Consider the following 16,894-nt stretch of genomic DNA (forward strand, 5'->3'; position numbering starts at 1 on the left):
CGTACGGCCAGATCCGCGGCTGGGCGATGAGATGGGAGCCCGCGGCCGGGAAAGGTGGCGGACGTCTGTGCTTGAGGGCTGGTCGGATTCAGACCTTCGAGGCTCGGCCCAGCTGGTCCGCCAGCTCGGCGAAGCTGGGCGTGAGCAGCACGTCGGTGGGGTCGAGGCGGATGCCCAGGCGTTCACCGATGCGGAACGCCGCCTGCGTCGCCAGGATCGAGTTGCCGCCCAGGCCGATGAAGTCGTCGGTGGCCTGCACGGCCGACGGGCCGGGAAGGCCGAGGAGTTCGGCCCATACTTCGGCGAGGACCGTACCGGCCGGGTTGGTCGCGGCTGGCTCTTCGGCAGCCGCCGGGGTGGTCACGCCAGCTTCGGCGGCCTCGGCCAGCACGGACTTGATACGGGTCCGGTCGGCCTTTCCGGTGGAACCCATCGGCAGCTCGGCCAGCGGCACCCACAGGGCGGGCAGCATATAGGCGGGCAGCCGCTCCGCCAGTGCTGCGGCCAGCTCTCCGGCTGCCGCCTCCCCCGATACCGCAGGGCGCAGGAAGGCGCCCACCAGGCGGGCGGTGTGCCCCTCGCCGTGCTTCTCGACGAAGGCCGCCTCGATCCGGCCGGTCGCGACGGCGGCCTGTTCGATCTCCTCCAGTTCGATACGGAAGCCGCGCAGCTTGACCTGCCGGTCGGCGCGGCCGACGACCTCGTACTGACCGTCCGGCAGCTGTCGAACGCGGTCACCTGTGCGGTAGATGGTTTCGGTGGCGCCATCGTGCGCCGTGTACGTGACGTAGGAGCGACCGGTGCGCTCGGGGTTGTGCAGGTAGCCGCTGGTCACCGAGGGGCCACCAACACAGAGTTCACCCGTCTCGCCGGGGGCGACAGGGCGCATCCCTTCGTCGAGCACATGCAGCGCCACGCTGCGCACCGGCTGCCCGATCGGGATCCGGGTACGCCCCGCCAGCGTTCGCGGTGTGCAGGTGAACGTCGTGACGAACACGGTGGTCTCAGTGGGCCCGTAGATGTTGAGCAACAGTTCGGGCCCGCCCGCGGCGAGCACACGTTCAGTAGCGGCCAGGTCCATCTGCTCACCGCCCACCAGGAGTTGGCGCAGGGAACCGAGCGCCGCAGGAGCTTCGCGGGCCACCATATGGAAGAGCGAGGTGGTCAGCAGCGCGGTGGAAATGCGTTCGGAGACGAGGAGGCCTGCCCATCGCTCGAGGTCGGTCTCGACGACGGTGGGCAGCACGATCAGCGGTGCTCCGGTGGTCAGGGCGCCCCAGATCTCCCAGGTGAATGCGTCGAAGGCCGGGTTGGCGAGCTGCCCGACTCGGTCGCCGGAAGTGATTGCGCCGGGCTGTGCGGTGTCGGCCACCAGGTCGTGCACGGCCCCGTGGGGTACGACCACACCCTTGGGAACACCGGTGGAGCCCGAGGTGTACCCCACGCATAGCGGGGCGTCGTCGGCCACGGTGACGTCGGGGGCGTCGAGCGCCCCATACGGGTCGTCCCCGTCGCCGATGGTCAGGACGGGCACACCAGCGTCAGCTCCCAGCGGCCGGTCACGGTATCCCTCGCCCCGGCCCACGATGATGGCCGCCACTCGGGCGTCCTGAACAATTGTGGCAACCCTGTCGGTCGGCGCCTGGCCATCCACCGGGAGATAGGCGGCCCCGGCCCGGACCACCCCCAGCGCGGCGACGATGAGATCCGCGCTGCGGTTCAGGTCGAGCGCGACGACGTCACCGGTGCCGATCCCGCGTCCCGCAAGCCGAGCGGCCACAACGCCGGCCTCCCGCCACACCTCTTCGCGGCTGAGTTCACGTCCGGTCAGTGCCTCACGCACGGACAAGGTTGCGGAGCCGTCCCTCATGCGCTCGGCGACAAGACGGTGCACTCCCCCGGTACCGCTGCGCAAACCAGCCACAGGACACGACGGCATGAATCTCCCCCAAATTTGCTGCGAATGCCCTACCCGGGCAGAGGACGCTCTCTCCCAGGGCATGAATGAACGCCGGATCACCCGTGGCGCAAGAGTCCCGGGGCGCGGGGAAGGGTCCGGTAGAAAATGGGGCGACGCTGCCCGAACGGGACACTCTTCACCGATAGACTTCCGCAATGCGGAATATCTATTCCGTCTGACGGTAGGCTATGATCCGCCTCCTGATCATGTCAACAGCAAAACAAGGGACGGAAATGACCGAGAGCCGCGCCGCACTAATCACCGGGTCGTCATCTGGAATCGGCGCGGCCGTTGCCCGCCGACTGGCCGACGAAGGAATGCGAATAGTCGTCAATTCCGCCAGGAGCGAGGCCGCCGGCAAGGAACTCGCGTCGTCGCTGCCGGACGCCGTGTACGTCAAGGGTGATGTGGCCGACCCCGCGGACGCCCAGCGCATCGTGCAGGCAGCGATCGACGCATACGGCCGCCTCGACATCCTGGTGAACAACGCGGGCACGACACGCTTCATCCCACTGAACGACCTTGAGGGCGCAGACATCAGCGCCTGGCGGGAGATCTTCGACGTCAACGTCTTCGGCGCCTGGCAGCTGACCACCGCCGCCATTCCTCACCTGCGCACCTCCGGCTCCGCCTCGGTGATCAACATCTCCTCCGTGTCGGCCACCCGCGCCCTGGGCAGCTCGATCCCCTACGCCGTGAGCAAGGCCGCACTCAACCACATGACGCGTCTGCTCGCCTCCCAACTCGGCCCAGATATCCGTGTGAACGCGGTAGCCCCCGGACTTGTCGACACCGCCTGGTACGCCGAGGCCGACGAGGTCTGGGAAAGCTCCCGCGACTGGATCACCGCCAACACCCCGCTCAAGCGCGTGGGCACTCCCGAGGACGTGTCCGAGGCGGTCCACTACCTGATCCGCGCCACCTACACGACAGGTGACGTCATCACGGTCGACGGCGGCCGCCACATCGTCTGATCCGCAGCCATCTCACTCGCCGCAGGCCGTGACCGGGGCTGTAAAAGTAACGGGTCTGGCCCGTAGTCGGTGGTAGCGCCGAGTAGCTGTCAGGGCAGGAGGATGCGGTGGCGGAGGAGGTCGAATCCAGCGCGTCCGTGCATCTGCCGCATGATCCGCTTGGTGCGGGTGTTGACGCCTTCGGTGCGGCCGTTGTGGTAGGCAGGGTTAGTCCGGCGTCCACGTCGGCCCGGTCGATCTCGAGCCCGTTGGTGATACTGCGCAGGTGGGGCAGGGCTGCGGCGCGGACGGTCGTGATCCACTCAGTGAGCTTCACGTCGTTACGCTCGGCCGGTTTCAGCAGGGCAGCGAAGCCGCTTACGAAATCGGCGAGTTGGGTCATCTCCGGGCAGGCCGCGGTGATCTCTTCCAGCAAGGCCCTCTCCTTCGGACGGAGCTTCCCGGGATCGGTTAGCAGGAGTCGGCTGGCATAGCGCGGGGTGGTGACGGGGCGGCCGCCCTCGGCGCGGCCCTGGTTGAGATAGCGGACCAACAGGTTGGCGCCGCCGGTGTAGCCCAGCTCGCGGATCCCCCACAGCAGGTGGGGCACGGGGACCGCAGGATCGGCCGGCGTCGTTCGCGGAGGTGGTCGCGGTAGGGGTCCACGGGGTGGGCCGGTAGGCGGGGGTGAGGCGCAGAGCCTGAGGTTCGGGCATGCGAGCGTCGCGTTTGACGGTGTTCAGGGCCAGGTCGAGGCGGCGGGCGCAGGCGAAAGGGCCGACGCCTTGGTCGAGAAGATTGTAGATCTTGTTCCAGCGTTCGCGGGTGGTCTGCTCGCGTACTCCGCCGGGACGGGGCGGGTTGACGGTGGCCCAGCAGCCAGCGTGGGCACGGACCTCGAGCCGGACCTTGTCGCAGAGATTTCGCCAGAAGCGCCAACTGTCGCTGACCTGTATCGCGTTTGGCAAAGCACGACGGACAGCCTCGACATAGAACTGTGAGCCGTCGCGGCACACGACCTCGATGCCGGGATCTCGCCGTAGCCAGGACTCCAGGGGGGCGGCCTCGCGGTCGGGCAGGACCTCAACCGCCTGCCGGTGGTGGCGTCCGTGATGATCGTGGCGTAGCGGTGACGGCGGCTTACTGAGCGTTTGGCCCGTTGATTGGTGTTTGGTCCCGAACTAGGTTCCGCGCCAGTTGAGGGTGGCCTCGCCGGTGAGTCTGCGGGCCATGAGGTCGATCATCGCGAGGTGGATCATGGCCTCGGAGCGGTGCGGATGGGTCTCGTAGTCACGGGCGAGTCTGCGGTGATGCATGAGCCAGCCGATGCTGCGCTCGATGGTCCACCGTCTCGGTACGACTTTGAATCCCTTGACGCCAGGGTCGCGTTGGACGGGGTGGACGTCGATGCCGAGGCGGGCGTCAAAGGCTTCAAGGTGATCCCGCGACGCTGGGTCGTCGAGCGAACCTTCGGCTGGCTCATGCATCACCGCCGCCTGGCCCGCGACTACGAAACCCACCCCCACCGTTCCGAAGCCATAATCCACATCGCAATGATCGATCTCATAAGCCGCAGACTCACTCACGAATCCACCCTGAACTGGCGCGACACCTGAACCCCGATCCAAACAACCTCGCCGCGACAAAACGCTCTTTCAGGACGGACCGCCATGGTGCATAGATTCCAGGAGCGTTGCCAGGTGCCTTTGGCTGATTTTGGTCTTGGGGTGCTCAGGCCCCAGGGTGCTGATGCGTAGCTGCAGGACGGTTCGGTGTTCGCGTGCTGCTTGCTCGAGCAGCCCCAGATCGCGCAAAACGAGCGCCAAATTGTTCCGGCTGGACAACGTCTTGGGATGCTCTTCTCCGAGAATGCGCCTGCGCGCCTCCAGCACGACGGCGTGCTCACGCTCTGCCTCTTCCCAGCGCCCCAACCGGCGCAGAAGCGATGCACGATTGGCGCGGCTCGTCAGGGTCTTAGGGTGCTCGTCGCCGAGGGTGCACCGACGGACCTGTAGCACCGCGGTGTGCTCGCGTTCTGCTTCTTCCAGCCGTCCCAGGCGACGCAGGAGTCCGGCGAAGCTGCCACGGCTGCTCAGGGTGTCCGGATGTTGCGGTCCCATGAGCCGGGTGCGGGTGTCGAGTGCGATGCGGTGTTGTGCCTCGGCTTCATCCAGGTTGCCCAGTTGGCACAGTACCAGGGCCAGATCGGCATGACTCGCCAGCGTGTTCGGGTGCTCGGCTCCCATTACTCGCAGCCGAGCGTCGAGTACGGATCGATGGGCCGTTTCGGCTTCCTCCAGGCGCCCCAGCTCAAAGAGACACGTGGCGTGGTGGTTGGCCGCAGTCAGTGTTTCTGGATGATCGCAGCCAAGGGCTACTCGGAGGTCTTGGAGCGCGGCACGCGCGCCTCTCTCGGCCTCTTCGAGACGGCCCAGTTGACGCAACAGCATGGCCAGATTGCTCTGGCTGATCAATGCCTTGGGGTGCGCTGCGCCGAGGCGAGACCGGTACTCCTGGACTGCGTGACTGTAAGCCTGTGCTCCGATGGCGTACAGGCCGTACTCGTGGGCTGTCGACGCAAGGCGTACGGCTTCGTTTGCGTCTGCGTGTGCCAGGGCCGCGGAAAACACCCGATCCGGAACTCGTCTGGCCGGAGCGGTTTCGAGATGGGTGATATCCACGAGATAGTCAAAGACGTTCACAGGGCCCGTGGTAACCGGGCCTTCGATGGGGGTGAGCAGCGCTGTCGTAGCGCGACGCTGATGTGTGGCCCATTCCCAGGCGTCTTCGTGGGGTTCCGGCCGCAGCCGGTTACCGCCCCGTTCGTGCAAGTAGGCCTCGTGCAAAGCTGTCAGCAGCTGTCGGGGGAGAGGACGGGTCAGACCCGCCCGTCGGCAGTCGACTGCGGCGGAGATCAGTGCCGCGGCCCGTGGGTGGTTGCCCACGTCCCACGCGTCGTGCCAGTCGCCGAGCAGTTCCGGGCCGGCCGCGAGGTACTCGGCGATTCCGTATTCGCCTGCGCGGTCGAGTGCGTCGGCGATCCGCGAGTCCCAGACTCTGGTTTGTGCCCGCTCGCACTCCTCTGCGGTGAACATGCGCGCCAGCCGGATCTGCTTGGCTTGCTCGAGGGCTTCGCGCGCTTCGGCGAGGGATGCGGCGTCCGCCGACCTCGTATATGGGTGGGACATGTATCGCGTCATCTCCGACGAGCGAAGAGTGCCGAGAATGACACGATGGTGGCCGCTTCCGGACGTCAGACGGCCGATGCTCGACCGCGACAGCCCTTCGGGGCCGAGGAAACGCTCGACGTCGTCGAGCCAGAGCACACACTGGGCAAGCCGGGAAGACCGGTCGACTGCGGCAGTCAAGGCTGTTCGACTCAGAGGAGCAACGAGGACATGATCGGGCAGGGCTGCCCGCATCGCCTCGTAGGCCAGGCGGGACTTTCCCGCGGTGGACTCGCCGACCAAGAGCACGAACCCCCCGGCTGCCACCAGTTCGACGACCCGATGGTGAATGTCGCGCGGAATGTACGACGGAACCCGAGGCCCGTCCGGATTTTGGGGATGCGCTGACGCCGCGGGCAAACCCTCGGGTCCCCTCCTGTCGACGTCCCGAGCGGGATGTACCCCCAGCAGGATCGGATCCGTCGCTTCGCGAACGAAGGGCAACTGTCCGCCCGGTGAGGCCACGCAGTCCCGCATCAGGACGAGGTCCCGTGCCTCCATCCGTTCCCACCTGCCCTGCAAGGCAGCCACGAGGACGGGAGTGAACGTACCCGCGATAGCGGCGAGCCCAGTGGTAGGCACTATGAACCACCATGAGGTCGCAACAGCTCCGGAGAGCATCGCAGGGATGGCGATGCAGAGGGCGGTAGCACCGGTTGCGGCCACGACCGTCGCTATGCGTGGGCTGCGTAGGGATCTCGACATGCCGTTCCTGCTTCGTGGTCTGGAAACTTGCCCACCTCACTCGGGATCGCACATTGTGATGGACAAACAGCGCCGTGTGAAGCGGGTTTGGGGTGGGCGGTGTCGGCCAAGCACCCTGAGGCGCGTGGTCACAGACGGAATGCGGGAGGCGCATGAATGGAGCAGTTCCTGCTGCTTCCCAGCGAGCTGATCACGCCGCGCGCGTTCGCCTGGCAGCTGGCAGATCAGCTCCGCATGTACTTCTACCGCCGGCAGCACCAGCTCGAATGGGAGGCGCAGCCATCGTGGCGTTGCGGGCAGCGGAGCGGGACGGATGAAGCTTTCCGACGGGGAATGATCCCGACATGCATGTGAGGAGCCCTCACCAGGACTGAGTGGGGGCTCCTCAGCGTGTCGAGCGCACCGACCAACAGCCCAGCTAGTCAATGAAGATCGAGCACTAGTCCCACCCGATACCCCGCGCCACCTCGGGCAGCGCCCCTTCTATGCCCTCTCGCCGTCGCACCCGGACGCGGGCTTGGTGGCTTGCCTACCGTCGTGGAGGCCGTGGAGTAACTTCACACCGGGCGGCTTGTCAACAAGCCGCCTGCCTGTGGAGTGTGGGTCCACTTGGACGAGGCCGCTCCCGAGGTCGCGCAGCCATCGCACACCGTCTCGATCCCGGAACTCCACGCTCTTGATCTCAACACCAGCGTCATCAGGAATCTTGTACGTACGCCCAAGAAACTTCTTGGTGTACCGCAAGGGTTTCTCCTCGACTATCAGGTCTGTGCAGGGGCCGATCATCCCCTCGATTACCGTAAACTGGGCGACAGTCGCATGGTCGCGGCCCTCGCGATCGATATATACCCAGAAGCGGATTCGTATTGAGTCCACTGGGTCCTGAGACCTGTTCCGCAGGCGAACAGAAAAGCCTTCCGTTTCGTCGCGTTCCGTCCAGGCGGCTACTTGGCTTGCCTGATCGCGGTCCTCGCGGGCAGCGTCTTCCCGGGACTGTTCCAGTTGGTCTTTCGCTACCTCAACCCCGTACGAAGTCGTCACGGCCCCGTAGTAGGTTGCGATGGCAGTGAAGAGCAGTGTGCCGATACCCGCGATGACTCCGGCTACCGTCCCCCACTTGGCCCAGTCGATTCGCTGCGTCCCCTCGCCGCCAGGCTCCTCCCCGCCGCCCTGCACCCGCGCTCTCACGCGGTTCGGTGACGGACGATGCCTTGCCAGCCTCATCCGCGCTCGCCTGTGGTTGCCGTCTCCCGGCATGTACTCCTCCCTCTCCTTCCGCCAACTGTTCCGCGGTTGTATGAAGTTAGCGCCCAGCCAGCACCGTGTATGGGTATTGCGCTAGTAGTGCTTCGTTAGGTCTTTCCGTTGGTGCTGATCAGGAGCATGTTGGAGGTGTGGACGCGCATGAAGTAGACCGTTTGCGGGCCGCGTTGGGATTGTTCGTGGCAGATATGTTCGCGTCGGTGCCGCGCAAGGATCAGCGGGTCAAGGGTGAGTGCTATCTGCGGGGTCTGATGCTGGACGGGCGGCGCAAGTCGATCCAGCCGATGGCCGAACGGCTGCCGGACGGCGACATGCAGGCCCTGCAGCAGTTCGTCAGCCAGTCCCCGTGGGACTGGACGCCGGTGCGCCGGCGGATCGCCGAGAGACTCTGCCGGGTGATCCAGCCGAAAGTGTGGGTGGTCGACGACGTGTCGTTTCCCAAGTGCGGGCAGGCATCGGTGGGGGTCGCCCGGCAGTACTGCGGAACGCTGGGCAAACGCGCCAACTGCCAGGTCGCGCTCAGCGTGCACGCAGCCACCGACACCGCATCCTGTCCCTGGAATGGGACTTGTTCCTCCCCGAAGAGTGGGCGGACGATCACCAGCGCATATTCGCGGAACTGCTGGCCGACAAGTTGCGGGTCCTGGGCCCCGACCACCCCCACACCCTCGACACCCGCCATCATCTCGCCTCCTGGCGCGGCGAGGCAGGAGACGCACCCGGCGCTGTGGACGCGCTGGAGGGGGTGCTGGCCGACCGGCTGCGGATGCTCGGCCCTGACCATCCAGACACCCTGACGAGTCGCGCAAACCTCGCCTACTGGCGCGGAAAGGCGGGGGATCCGGCGGGCGCCACCGCTGCCGCATCAGCGCTGTTGGCAGATCGTCTGCGGGTCCTGGGCCCTGATCACCCCGACACCCTGACGACCCGCGCGAACCATGCCCAATGGCGGGGCGAGGCGGGCGATGCGCCCGGCGCCGTAGAGGCACTTGAGAAGACGTTGGCCGATCGTCTCCGGGTGCTCTGTCCCGACCACCCCCACTCCCTGTCCGCCCGCCACAGAGTCGCCGAGTGGCGAGGCCGGGCGGGCGATTCGATGGGCGCCACCGCCGCCTTCACTCAGCTGCTGATCGATCAGCTACGGATACTCGGCCCCGACCACCCGTACACCCTGGCCACGCGCCGCTGCCTGGCCAGCTGGCAGGCCAAGGCGCCGGACGCGGCTGCCGACGAATGCGGCCCGAGCCCACCTGGCATTTGGTGAGCACGGGGCGCATTCCGGGCAAGAGCGGAACTGAGGCGTGTGTGACGTTGTGGTCAGCCGGGTGTCTTGAGGAGGTCGTTGATCCAGATCATCGAGGCACGCGGGTGGAGGCCGGCGGGGTGGCCCGGCGAGGACAACGGAGCGTGGAGCCCGCTGGAGCGACGCGGAGGGGCGCGGGATTCCGGCGCCGTGGTGTGAGCGGAAGGTTGGGGGCGGCGAGCGGTGAGTCGGACCCCACCCTGCCACCGGCCACCTGAAGGCGGGTTCAGGTGGCTTCAGGTTGTCTTCAGGATCACTCCGCCACTGTGGATCTTGTCGAGCCCACCGCTTCGCACCAACCGACGCGCCGTCAATTGGCGTGCCAGGAGGAACTTTCCGATATGCAGCCCCTCATCGATCACGCCCGGTCCTTCCATCTACAGTCCGCGGCACGACCCGAGGAGTTTGCCCGACTGGCCGAGGGCCAGTCCCCGCAGGTTCTGTTCATCACCTGTTCCGACTCCCGGGTCGTCCCCTCATTGATCACCGGGGCCCGTCCTGGTGAGCTCTTCGAGCTGCGGACCGCGGGCAACATCGTCCCTCCATATGCCTCCGAGCAGCCCACGGGCGAGGCGGCCACCATCGAGTACGCGGTGGAGGTGCTCGGAGTCCAGGACATCGTCGTCTGCGGCCACTCGCACTGCGGCGCGGTGGGCGCGCTGCTACGCGGTGACGACCTGACCTCCGTCCCCGCGGTGCGCGACTGGCTCGCGCACGCGACGCCCCGGCCCGACGGGGTGGTGGAAGACCCGGCCGTCGCCCAGGCCGTGCAGAACCACGTGCTGACACAGCTGTTGCGACTTCGTTCCCATCCTTACGTCGAAAGCCGCCTCGCGCAGAACCAACTCCGCCTGCACGGTTGGTTCTACGAAGTGCACACGGGGTCCGTACTGGCCCATGACGTGCACGGCGACACCTTCCAGGCCCTGTGAGCGCGACCGTGGACCACCGGACTAAATTCCCTCATCTGCGGCAGGACTTCGCCGCCTCGCTCGTCGTGTTCCTGGTCGCCCTGCCGCTGTGCGTGGGCGTCGCCGTGGCCTCCGGTGTGCCAGCCGAACTTGGCCTGATCACCGGCATCGTGGGCGGCCTGGTCACCGGCATGATGCGCGGCAGCAGCTTCCAGGTCTCGGGCCCTGCCGCCGGACTGACCGTTCTGGTCTTCGAGGCCGTGCAGGAATTCGGGCTGCCCGCGCTCGGGGTGATCGTGCTCGCGTCCGGCCTTCTCCAACTGGCCATGGGAGCCTTCAAACTGGGGAGCTGGTTCCGGGCCATCTCGGTCTCGGTCGTCGAGGGCATGCTCGCCGGCATCGGACTCGTGATCATCGCGGGCCAGTTGTACGCGGCGGCCGGCATGACGGCCCCGGCCTCCGGCCTGGGTAAGATCTCCGGGCTGCCCCGGGCACTGGTCGATGCCGCCGGGAGCACTACTGCCCTCGCATCCCTCGCTCTCGGCGCCGGCACCATCGCCGTCATGCTGATGTGGAAGCGGCTGCCGCGGCCCGTACGGTCCGTTCCGGCGGCGCTCGCCGCGGTCGCGCTGGCCACACTGGCGTCTCTGGCATTCGCCATGCCGGTCGACACGGTCGAGGTGCAAGGGCTGGCCGGCTCCATTCAACTGCCCGGGCTCGACGCCATCGGTGGGCTCGCCGACGTGAGCGTGCTCGGGACAGTTCTGGCCTTCACCCTGATCGCGTCGGCCGAGAGCCTGTTCAGCGCGGCGGCCGTGGACCGGCTGCACGAGGGGCCGCGCACCGAGTACGACAAGGAGCTCATCGCCCAGGGCACAGGCAACGTCGTGAGCGGGTTCCTCGGCGCGCTGCCGATGACCGCGGTCATCGTACGCAGCTCCGCCAACGTCCAGGCAGGCGCGCGGACCAAGGCCTCGCGCGTCCTTCATGGCGTATGGCTGCTGCTGTTCGCGGCGTTGCTCCCCTTCGCACTGGCGCTCATCCCGATCCCGGCCCTCGCGGGCATCCTCGTCCACGCGGGGTGGAAGCTCATCCCGCTGCGTTCGACAGTGACGCTGTGGCGCGCGCACCGGGGCGAGGCGCTGATCCTGGTGGTCACCGCGGTGGCGATCGTCGCGGTGAACATGTTCGAGGGTGTTCTGATCGGCCTGGCGCTGTCCGTGGCGAAGACCGCCTGGCAGGCCTCGCACATCAGGCTGGAGGTCACCGACAAGGGCTCCGGCCCCATCGAGGCGTGCCTGACGGGCAATGCCACCTTCCTGCGCCTGCCGAAGATCCTCGACAACCTGGAGGCGCTGCCTCAAGACCGTCCCATCCGGCTGGATCTCTCGGGCCTGCACCACCTCGACCACGCGTGCGGGACGGCGCTGGAGAACTGGTCGGCGCGGCACAGTGCAGCCGGGACCGAGCCGGTGAAGGTCACTGAGCTGCCGTTGGAGCGGGCAACGTCCGGCTGACGCGGCCTCTCGCGGGAGCGTAGCGTCCCTCTCTCGGGCTCCTGTCTGACGTGGCGGGGCCCGAGAGAGGGACGCTGGTCGGCGCTCGGGGCTCAGGTTCCGGACGCCACGGAGTGTCCTGGTGTCGCCGCTCCCCCCTGGCTATGGCGGTGAGTTTCGGTTCTGGTCCACTTCGTGGGCTCTATCGCTGATTTAGGGGTGCACTCGATCGCGGGCGGGTGGGCATCACCTGTTGTGTGAAAAATGCAGTGAGCGTCGCTGACGTACTTCTGCCGGGTATGGGGGTGGAGGTCGAGAGGGTTGTCCTCGAGGGAACTGGGGTCCGGCTCGTCGTGCGGTCTCCGGCAACCTCGGCCGCCTGCCCGGGGTGCGGGCGGAGATCTTCACGGGTGCACTGCTACTACCAGCGATCTCTCGCAGACCGCCCTGCCGCTGGCCGGCGGGTGCCGATCCATCTGCGGGCACGTCGTCTTGTGTGCAGGAGCGGCGGGTTGAGCAGCCATGCGTTCCTCCTGCGATAGAGAGCGGCTGGGCGCCCGGTGGGCGGCAGCCGCTGCTCCCCGGTGGGCTGCACAAACCCTGCGGTGTTCTGCACTTTGCGGCGGAAGTTGCTCGGGTCCAGGTACTGCCCCCAGATCACTTCATAAACTGCGCGCAGCTCACTCAGGGGGAATGGCTCCCGGCAGAAGGCCGTGGCGACAGCGGTGTACTCCAATTTTCTGCGAACCTCCTCCAGGGCCTCCGCGAGGATGGCCGGATGATCGAACGCCAGGTCCATTTCACCATTGGCCAGTTGTGACACGGGAGCCCAGTAGGCCAGGCGTAGTTCCTCGGCATCGGCGTACGCGGCGGAGTGCTCGGGGAGCCGCTGAACGGTGGTGAATAGCGTGTCGCGCCCGTAGCGGAACCGGCCGTGAGGAAGGCGCATACGGCCTGGACTGCCCGCCCCGCAGCCTCCCGCTGCCAGAGCCCGCGGTCTATGCAGCACCCGGCCCACCCCCGCCCACCGCTGCGCGCCGCCGCCTCGGAACGCACCGCGCCGCGACTCCCGCGTGAGCGCCCTCGTTTGAGAGGTGCGGTACCCGAAAGGATGTACTTCCGTCGTGTCGGGCCCCGGGGCCGAAAAGATCGGCAGAGTCTGCGGAGCAACCAAATGTCCCGCGGCCTCCTGGCCCGATGAAAGGAAATCAGGCATGAAGTACCGCAAGCGTCTCGCCGACGGCTTCGTCGCGGCAGCTGCTCTACTGGGCGCCGGCCTCGTGACGGTCTCCGCGGCATCGGCGGCCCCCGCGGCATCAATCCAGGGCACCGCCCCGGCCTGCGTCAAGCGAGACGTCATCAAGCACAAGAAGTACGTGAAGGTCACCAACCTCTGCGGCCAGACCATGCACCTGAAGGTCGTCATCGACTGGGGCAACGACTCACCGTGCCTCACCTACCAGCATGGTGAGCAGTGGGAATGGAACTGGGGCCGCGGCTCCTACGGGAAGGTCGTCACCTGCTGAACTGACCAGTAAGGCCTGGCGCTGATCGGCATCGCGGTGCTGCCCCGACCTGCGAGGCAAGACCCTGGCACGGCGGACGCGGGGCGAGAACCGGGCTCTACAAGGAAGGTGATGGGCGGGCGGCCTGGCCCTTACCCGCAAAGAACGGCCATCTCAGCGGCGCGACACTGCACTACGCGGGTTCGAGGAATTCGTGCGCGGCGAGTGACGCGACACGGCGCGTTCCTGCTCTCCATCCTCACGGGTTCGGTCCCTGGTGCCATGCGCCCCTTTCCCGGGCAACTGCCGTGGCCGTTGGGGCCGTACGGCAGGATGGTGCCCCATGGACCTTGCGGGAATAGGCGCTGTCGCGGCGCCAATCGTCGCCCTGCTCGCGATACCTGCCACCGTCCTCGCGGTGCGCTGGCAAGTGAGTGCCGCCCTGCGCTCGGCGGAAGCCACCCACCAGGCCGGCCTCGCTCAGGCCGAAGCCACCTACAAGGCAGCCGTGGACACCTCCCGGGCCGTCCACGATCAGTGGCAGATATCGCTGCGCCGGGACGCCTATGCCGCCTTCCTCTCCGTCCTGGGCAAAGCCGCTCACGCAGCCGATGACTTCGAGACAGACTCCGCGCAGAGCGTGGCCGAATGCTCCACCTCGCTGCTCAGCTGGGTGGGCGAGATCCGCGATGCCCTCGCGGTGGTCGAACTCGAGGGCCCTTCCCTGACATCGGCGGCAGCATCGGTCAGCGCCGACCGGTTCTCCGACTGGCAGCGGACCATGGCGCGCTGCGCCGACTACCTCGCAGCGCTCGCCTTCCTGGAAGAGCTCCGCGCATCTGAGAGCAACTCCCCGGCCGGCGGCGGTCCGGGGACAAATACCCTCACTGCCCTGCACAGGCTCCAAGAACTGCTGCGTGAGCGCCCCTCCGGGGCCGCCCCGTCCGCGGAACTGCAGGCCGCCCAACAAAGGCTCCGCCACACCCTGGGCCTGTGCCCCGGCCTACGCCCCGCCCATGCGGCCGCCCTGATCAGCAGCCTGCGCCCTGCCGGACAGGCCCTCTACGGCACACGGCTCCTGTCCAGGATCGCAGAACGCCGACAGGCCTTCTGGCAGGCCCGAACCGAGTTCCTCGCTGCCGCGCACACTGCGCTCGCCCCCGACACCACACCCTCCCGGACCCGACAACCACCGGCGATGTGAGCCCACCCCCGCCGACCACTCGTGTACGGCAGCGGTGCCTGGCGCGGGGGGTGGCCTGTGCCGTGCGCAGGCGGGCGGGGATGATCGCACACACTGTGTAGTGCAGCGGCCGCGGCCGCGGCGATGACGTGACGCTCCAGCGTCCAGCCCGCCTGCAGCAGGTGCTGAACGGCGTGCCCCTGCTGTGTTCGCGTATTGAGCAAAGAGGCGTGGTTCCTCCCCAAATCCCCTGGGGAGGAACCACCCGTTGCGCTAGGACGAGTGACCGCCCGGGTTGCATTCCCCTGCACCAGGTGGAGGGGACGGCTCCGGCTGCCCTCTAGGAACGCACAAGCCCAATGAAGGAGGACCAGGCAGTAGCGGGCACCACGAGGGCGGGCCCGCTCTTGTCCTTGGAGTCACGGATACCCACCTGGTCGTCAAGGCCCGCGATCTCGACACACGAACCGCCTGTGTCGTTGCTGTAGGAGGACTTGTACCAGCGGCTTTCTGGGGCCACATCTGGGGCCAGGATCTTGGTATTGATAGCTATTTCCACTCTCGTACTAGTAGTTGCAGGAACCTGGCTGTTCGAGCCGGGGGCAGGGCGCTGTCGCGCATGGCGTCGAAGCGGCGGATGCTTCGCTGAACTTCTCGCCGCTCGTCGGTAACATTGATCGTGTTCGTCTGGTCTGACTGCGCGACAGGATCGAGGGTTTCGTCGAAGTCGAGGATCGTGAAGTTGCTCTCTGAGCGGTACGTCACGACGTCGTGCGGCAGGATCTGGACGGTCACATTGTCCAGCTCGGCCAGCTTCACGATTTCCTCGTACTGAGCGCGCATGATGTCGGAGTCACCGACCATCCGCCGAACAGCACCCTCGTCCATGATCACTCGCAATTCCAGCGGGTCGTCCGTGCGAGTGATCAGGTCCTTCCGTTCCAGACGCAACCGTACGTTCTGCTCGATGTACTCACTGGTCGTCTCATCGACCGGCTTGGCGATCTGGTAGAGCGCTCGGGCATAGTCCTCCGTCTGGAACAGGCCGTACACAAAGGCTGGCTGCCAGACCCGCATGACCGTGGCGTCCTGCTCCAAGCCTCGGTAGGTCGGCATCTTCGACGGCATGTAAGCCTTGTACGGCGTCCACGGCTCCTTGCTCAGAGACTCCCGGTGGAGCTGGAGCAGGGTCTCCAAGTCCTCTCTGGGGAGTTCTGGGGCCAGGTAGTCGATGAGGGCCTGTAGGTCGCTGACGCGCGGGAGGTCGTTTTCGCCGATCTCGACTCGTGCGAGCTTCGTGTGGGAGAAGCCCAGAGCCTTGGCAACTTCTAGGCAGGTCTGCCCCTGCTTCTCCCGGAGCTTGCGAAGCTCCTTGCCCAGTTCTCTACGTCGGAACGTAGCGCCGCGCTTTGCTGCCACCCGTAACCCTCTCCCCAGCCCTGTAGGTACTCAACACGCCTTCTGCCCTGCGCTGTTGCGAGCCGTGCCCCTGAGTGTGCCACCCCCTGTACCTCTCTGAACAACCCCCTGTGTGTGTTCTGGCAATTGCCAATGTTAGTGCTTTCGCCATTGCCCTTGCACAGTAAATCGCACGTGTACCACGGTAGTTGAGCACGGAGAGCGACGCCCCGGAAACGGGCGGAGATCCGTGCGTACAGCGCCCTGCCATGGCCCAGTCGCGTGACCAGCTGCCGCAGTTTCACGGCGGCGGGTCACCAGTGGCCCGGACTACGGAGACACCCCCATGTCATCCAGCACAGCAGGCACAAAGCGGGACACCAGTTGGATGGACCGTGACAAAGAAGTCAGACCCTTAATTCACGGTGAGCCGGTGCGGCTGCCGCCGAAACCGGCGGTCCACCGTGGCCTGTACTTGAAGCGGCTGCGCCTGGACTACAACGGCAACGCCCTGGAGCACGTACCCAACCCGGACCGGCCCCGCCGGATCATCGCCTACGCCATCAACGAGACGGGCGGCCGTGCGGACCAGGGCCTCGCGGTCGTACACGACCTGATCGAACGCGAGGGCTACACGGTCAGGCACGAGCTGACCGACACCCGAACCTGGGCCTTGGATGCCCCGCAGAAGCGGCCGGGCTGGGTCGAGGCGCGGCGGCTGCTGCATTGCGGGTTCGCAGACGGCATCGCGGCCGTCGACCGCAACGCGATCAGTCGCAGCGATGACGCGTACGAGGAAGAGATCCATTGGATCGGGCAGCGCCCCGGGCTGCTGCTGCTGGCTGTGCCCGAGGCGGCCACTTGAAGAGCACCACTTCGGTGGTTAGACGAGCGCGGGTGGGGTTGGCGGCAATGGTGCCTGCAACTCCTGATCATGCTCATCGCCGCCGGACTCACCCTTCCGATCGTGCTGACCGCCTCCGGTCGGCT

13 protein-coding genes and 5 pseudogenes are annotated in these 16,894 nt (G+C 66.8%); 10 read left to right on the top strand and 8 right to left on the bottom strand.

Going from position 1 to position 16,894, the window contains the following annotated elements; all coding sequences use genetic code 11:
* Positions 1-88 precede the first annotated feature (88 nt).
* Positions 89-1,843 carry a non-ribosomal peptide synthetase gene (locus ACWGIH_RS35575; RefSeq protein WP_453449488.1) on the bottom strand — a complete coding sequence of 585 codons (1,755 nt, stop codon included), beginning with the start codon at positions 1,841-1,843 and terminating at the stop codon, positions 89-91.
* A 350-nt stretch (positions 1,844-2,193) separates the two neighbouring features.
* Here ACWGIH_RS35575 and ACWGIH_RS35580 point away from each other — a divergent pair, with 350 nt between their 5' ends.
* Entirely contained in the window at positions 2,194-2,934 is a 741-nt protein-coding gene (locus ACWGIH_RS35580; RefSeq protein WP_453449489.1) for an SDR family NAD(P)-dependent oxidoreductase, read from the top strand.
* An 89-nt stretch (positions 2,935-3,023) separates the two neighbouring features.
* Here the strand turns inward: ACWGIH_RS35580 and ACWGIH_RS35585 are convergent.
* Together ACWGIH_RS35585 and ACWGIH_RS35590 are read right to left on the bottom strand one after the other, a co-directional pair.
* A pseudogene (locus ACWGIH_RS35585) lies at positions 3,024-4,060 on the bottom strand (ISL3 family transposase); the annotation flags it as partial.
* Positions 4,061-4,094: 34 nt separating this feature from the next.
* A pseudogene (locus ACWGIH_RS35590) lies at positions 4,095-4,334 on the bottom strand (transposase); the annotation flags it as partial.
* 3 nt (positions 4,335-4,337) lie between these two features.
* On the opposite strand from ACWGIH_RS35590, the pseudogene ACWGIH_RS35595 reads away from it, so the two are divergent.
* Positions 4,338-4,529, top strand: a pseudogene (locus ACWGIH_RS35595) (transposase); the annotation flags it as partial.
* A 39-nt stretch (positions 4,530-4,568) separates the two neighbouring features.
* On the opposite strand, the gene ACWGIH_RS35600 reads toward ACWGIH_RS35595, so the two are convergent.
* A complete protein-coding gene (locus ACWGIH_RS35600) occupies positions 4,569-6,641 on the bottom strand; it encodes a tetratricopeptide repeat protein (RefSeq protein ID WP_453449490.1) in 2,073 nt (690 codons plus the stop codon).
* A 360-nt stretch (positions 6,642-7,001) separates the two neighbouring features.
* On the opposite strand from ACWGIH_RS35600, the gene ACWGIH_RS35605 reads away from it, so the two are divergent.
* Positions 7,002-7,199, top strand: a complete 198-nt coding sequence (locus ACWGIH_RS35605; RefSeq protein WP_453449491.1) for a hypothetical protein — start codon at positions 7,002-7,004, stop codon at positions 7,197-7,199.
* 129 nt (positions 7,200-7,328) lie between these two features.
* On the opposite strand, the gene ACWGIH_RS35610 is transcribed toward ACWGIH_RS35605, so the two are convergent.
* On the bottom strand, positions 7,329-8,102 hold the full coding sequence (locus ACWGIH_RS35610; protein ID WP_453449492.1) for a hypothetical protein: 774 nt from the start codon (positions 8,100-8,102) through the stop codon (positions 7,329-7,331).
* Positions 8,103-8,239: 137 nt separating this feature from the next.
* Between ACWGIH_RS35610 and ACWGIH_RS35615 the strand changes: the two are divergent.
* The 4 genes and pseudogenes from ACWGIH_RS35615 to ACWGIH_RS35630 all read left to right on the top strand — a co-directional run.
* Positions 8,240-9,330, top strand: a pseudogene (locus ACWGIH_RS35615) (IS701 family transposase); the annotation flags it as partial.
* Positions 9,331-9,752: 422 nt separating this feature from the next.
* Positions 9,753-10,343, top strand: a complete 591-nt coding sequence (locus ACWGIH_RS35620) for a carbonic anhydrase (RefSeq protein ID WP_453449493.1) — start codon at positions 9,753-9,755, stop codon at positions 10,341-10,343.
* Positions 10,340-11,839, top strand: coding sequence for a SulP family inorganic anion transporter (locus tag ACWGIH_RS35625; RefSeq protein WP_453449494.1), 1,500 nt, complete (start codon positions 10,340-10,342; stop codon positions 11,837-11,839). The genes ACWGIH_RS35620 and ACWGIH_RS35625 overlap by 4 nt, the downstream gene beginning before the upstream one ends.
* Positions 11,840-12,117: 278 nt before the next feature.
* A complete protein-coding gene (locus ACWGIH_RS35630; protein WP_453449526.1) occupies positions 12,118-12,360 on the top strand; it encodes a transposase family protein in 243 nt (80 codons plus the stop codon).
* A 5-nt stretch (positions 12,361-12,365) separates the two neighbouring features.
* On the opposite strand, the pseudogene ACWGIH_RS35635 reads toward ACWGIH_RS35630, so the two are convergent.
* Positions 12,366-13,034, bottom strand: a pseudogene (locus tag ACWGIH_RS35635) (NrtR DNA-binding winged helix domain-containing protein); the annotation flags it as partial.
* On the opposite strand from ACWGIH_RS35635, the gene ACWGIH_RS35640 reads away from it, so the two are divergent.
* Positions 13,033-13,344 carry a hypothetical protein gene (locus ACWGIH_RS35640; protein ID WP_453449495.1) on the top strand — a complete coding sequence of 104 codons (312 nt, stop codon included), beginning with the start codon at positions 13,033-13,035 and terminating at the stop codon, positions 13,342-13,344. The pseudogene ACWGIH_RS35635 and the gene ACWGIH_RS35640 overlap by 2 nt on opposite strands.
* Positions 13,345-13,666: 322 nt before the next feature.
* Complete coding sequence (locus ACWGIH_RS35645) at positions 13,667-14,527, top strand: hypothetical protein (protein WP_453449496.1); 861 nt, start codon at positions 13,667-13,669, stop codon at positions 14,525-14,527.
* Positions 14,528-14,846: 319 nt separating this feature from the next.
* Here ACWGIH_RS35645 and ACWGIH_RS35650 read toward each other — a convergent pair whose 3' ends face one another.
* Together ACWGIH_RS35650 and ACWGIH_RS35655 are read right to left on the bottom strand one after the other, a co-directional pair.
* On the bottom strand, positions 14,847-15,065 hold the full coding sequence (locus ACWGIH_RS35650; protein WP_453449497.1) for a DUF397 domain-containing protein: 219 nt from the start codon (positions 15,063-15,065) through the stop codon (positions 14,847-14,849).
* The gene (locus ACWGIH_RS35655; RefSeq protein ID WP_453449498.1) at positions 15,056-15,925 is read right to left on the bottom strand and encodes a helix-turn-helix domain-containing protein; all 870 of its coding nucleotides are present in this window, start codon (positions 15,923-15,925) and stop codon (positions 15,056-15,058) included. Before ACWGIH_RS35655 ends, ACWGIH_RS35650 begins: the two co-directional genes overlap by 10 nt.
* 325 nt (positions 15,926-16,250) lie before the next feature.
* On the opposite strand from ACWGIH_RS35655, the gene ACWGIH_RS35660 reads away from it, so the two are divergent.
* Positions 16,251-16,769, top strand: a complete 519-nt coding sequence (locus ACWGIH_RS35660) for a hypothetical protein (RefSeq protein ID WP_453510430.1) — start codon at positions 16,251-16,253, stop codon at positions 16,767-16,769.
* Positions 16,770-16,894: the final 125 nt, after the last annotated feature.

The sequence above is a fragment of the Streptomyces sp. NPDC054872 genome (genome assembly GCF_053610705.1).

Excerpts from the sequence above, each read along its gene's own strand:
- ACWGIH_RS35660 (WP_453510430.1), top strand. The coding sequence starts at position 16,251 with ATGTCATCCAGCACAGCAGGCACAAAGCGGGACACCAGTTGGATGGAC.
- ACWGIH_RS35605 (WP_453449491.1), top strand. The coding sequence starts at position 7,002 with ATGGAGCAGTTCCTGCTGCTTCCCAGCGAGCTGATCACGCCGCGCGCG.
- ACWGIH_RS35580 (WP_453449489.1), top strand. The coding sequence starts at position 2,194 with ATGACCGAGAGCCGCGCCGCACTAATCACCGGGTCGTCATCTGGAATC.
- ACWGIH_RS35630 (WP_453449526.1), top strand. The coding sequence starts at position 12,118 with ATGGGGGTGGAGGTCGAGAGGGTTGTCCTCGAGGGAACTGGGGTCCGG.
- ACWGIH_RS35640 (WP_453449495.1), top strand. The coding sequence starts at position 13,033 with ATGAAGTACCGCAAGCGTCTCGCCGACGGCTTCGTCGCGGCAGCTGCT.
- ACWGIH_RS35600 (WP_453449490.1), bottom strand. The coding sequence starts at position 6,641 with ATGGAGGCACGGGACCTCGTCCTGATGCGGGACTGCGTGGCCTCACCG.
- ACWGIH_RS35620 (WP_453449493.1), top strand. The coding sequence starts at position 9,753 with ATGCAGCCCCTCATCGATCACGCCCGGTCCTTCCATCTACAGTCCGCG.
- ACWGIH_RS35645 (WP_453449496.1), top strand. The coding sequence starts at position 13,667 with ATGGACCTTGCGGGAATAGGCGCTGTCGCGGCGCCAATCGTCGCCCTG.
- ACWGIH_RS35610 (WP_453449492.1), bottom strand. The coding sequence starts at position 8,102 with ATGCCGGGAGACGGCAACCACAGGCGAGCGCGGATGAGGCTGGCAAGG.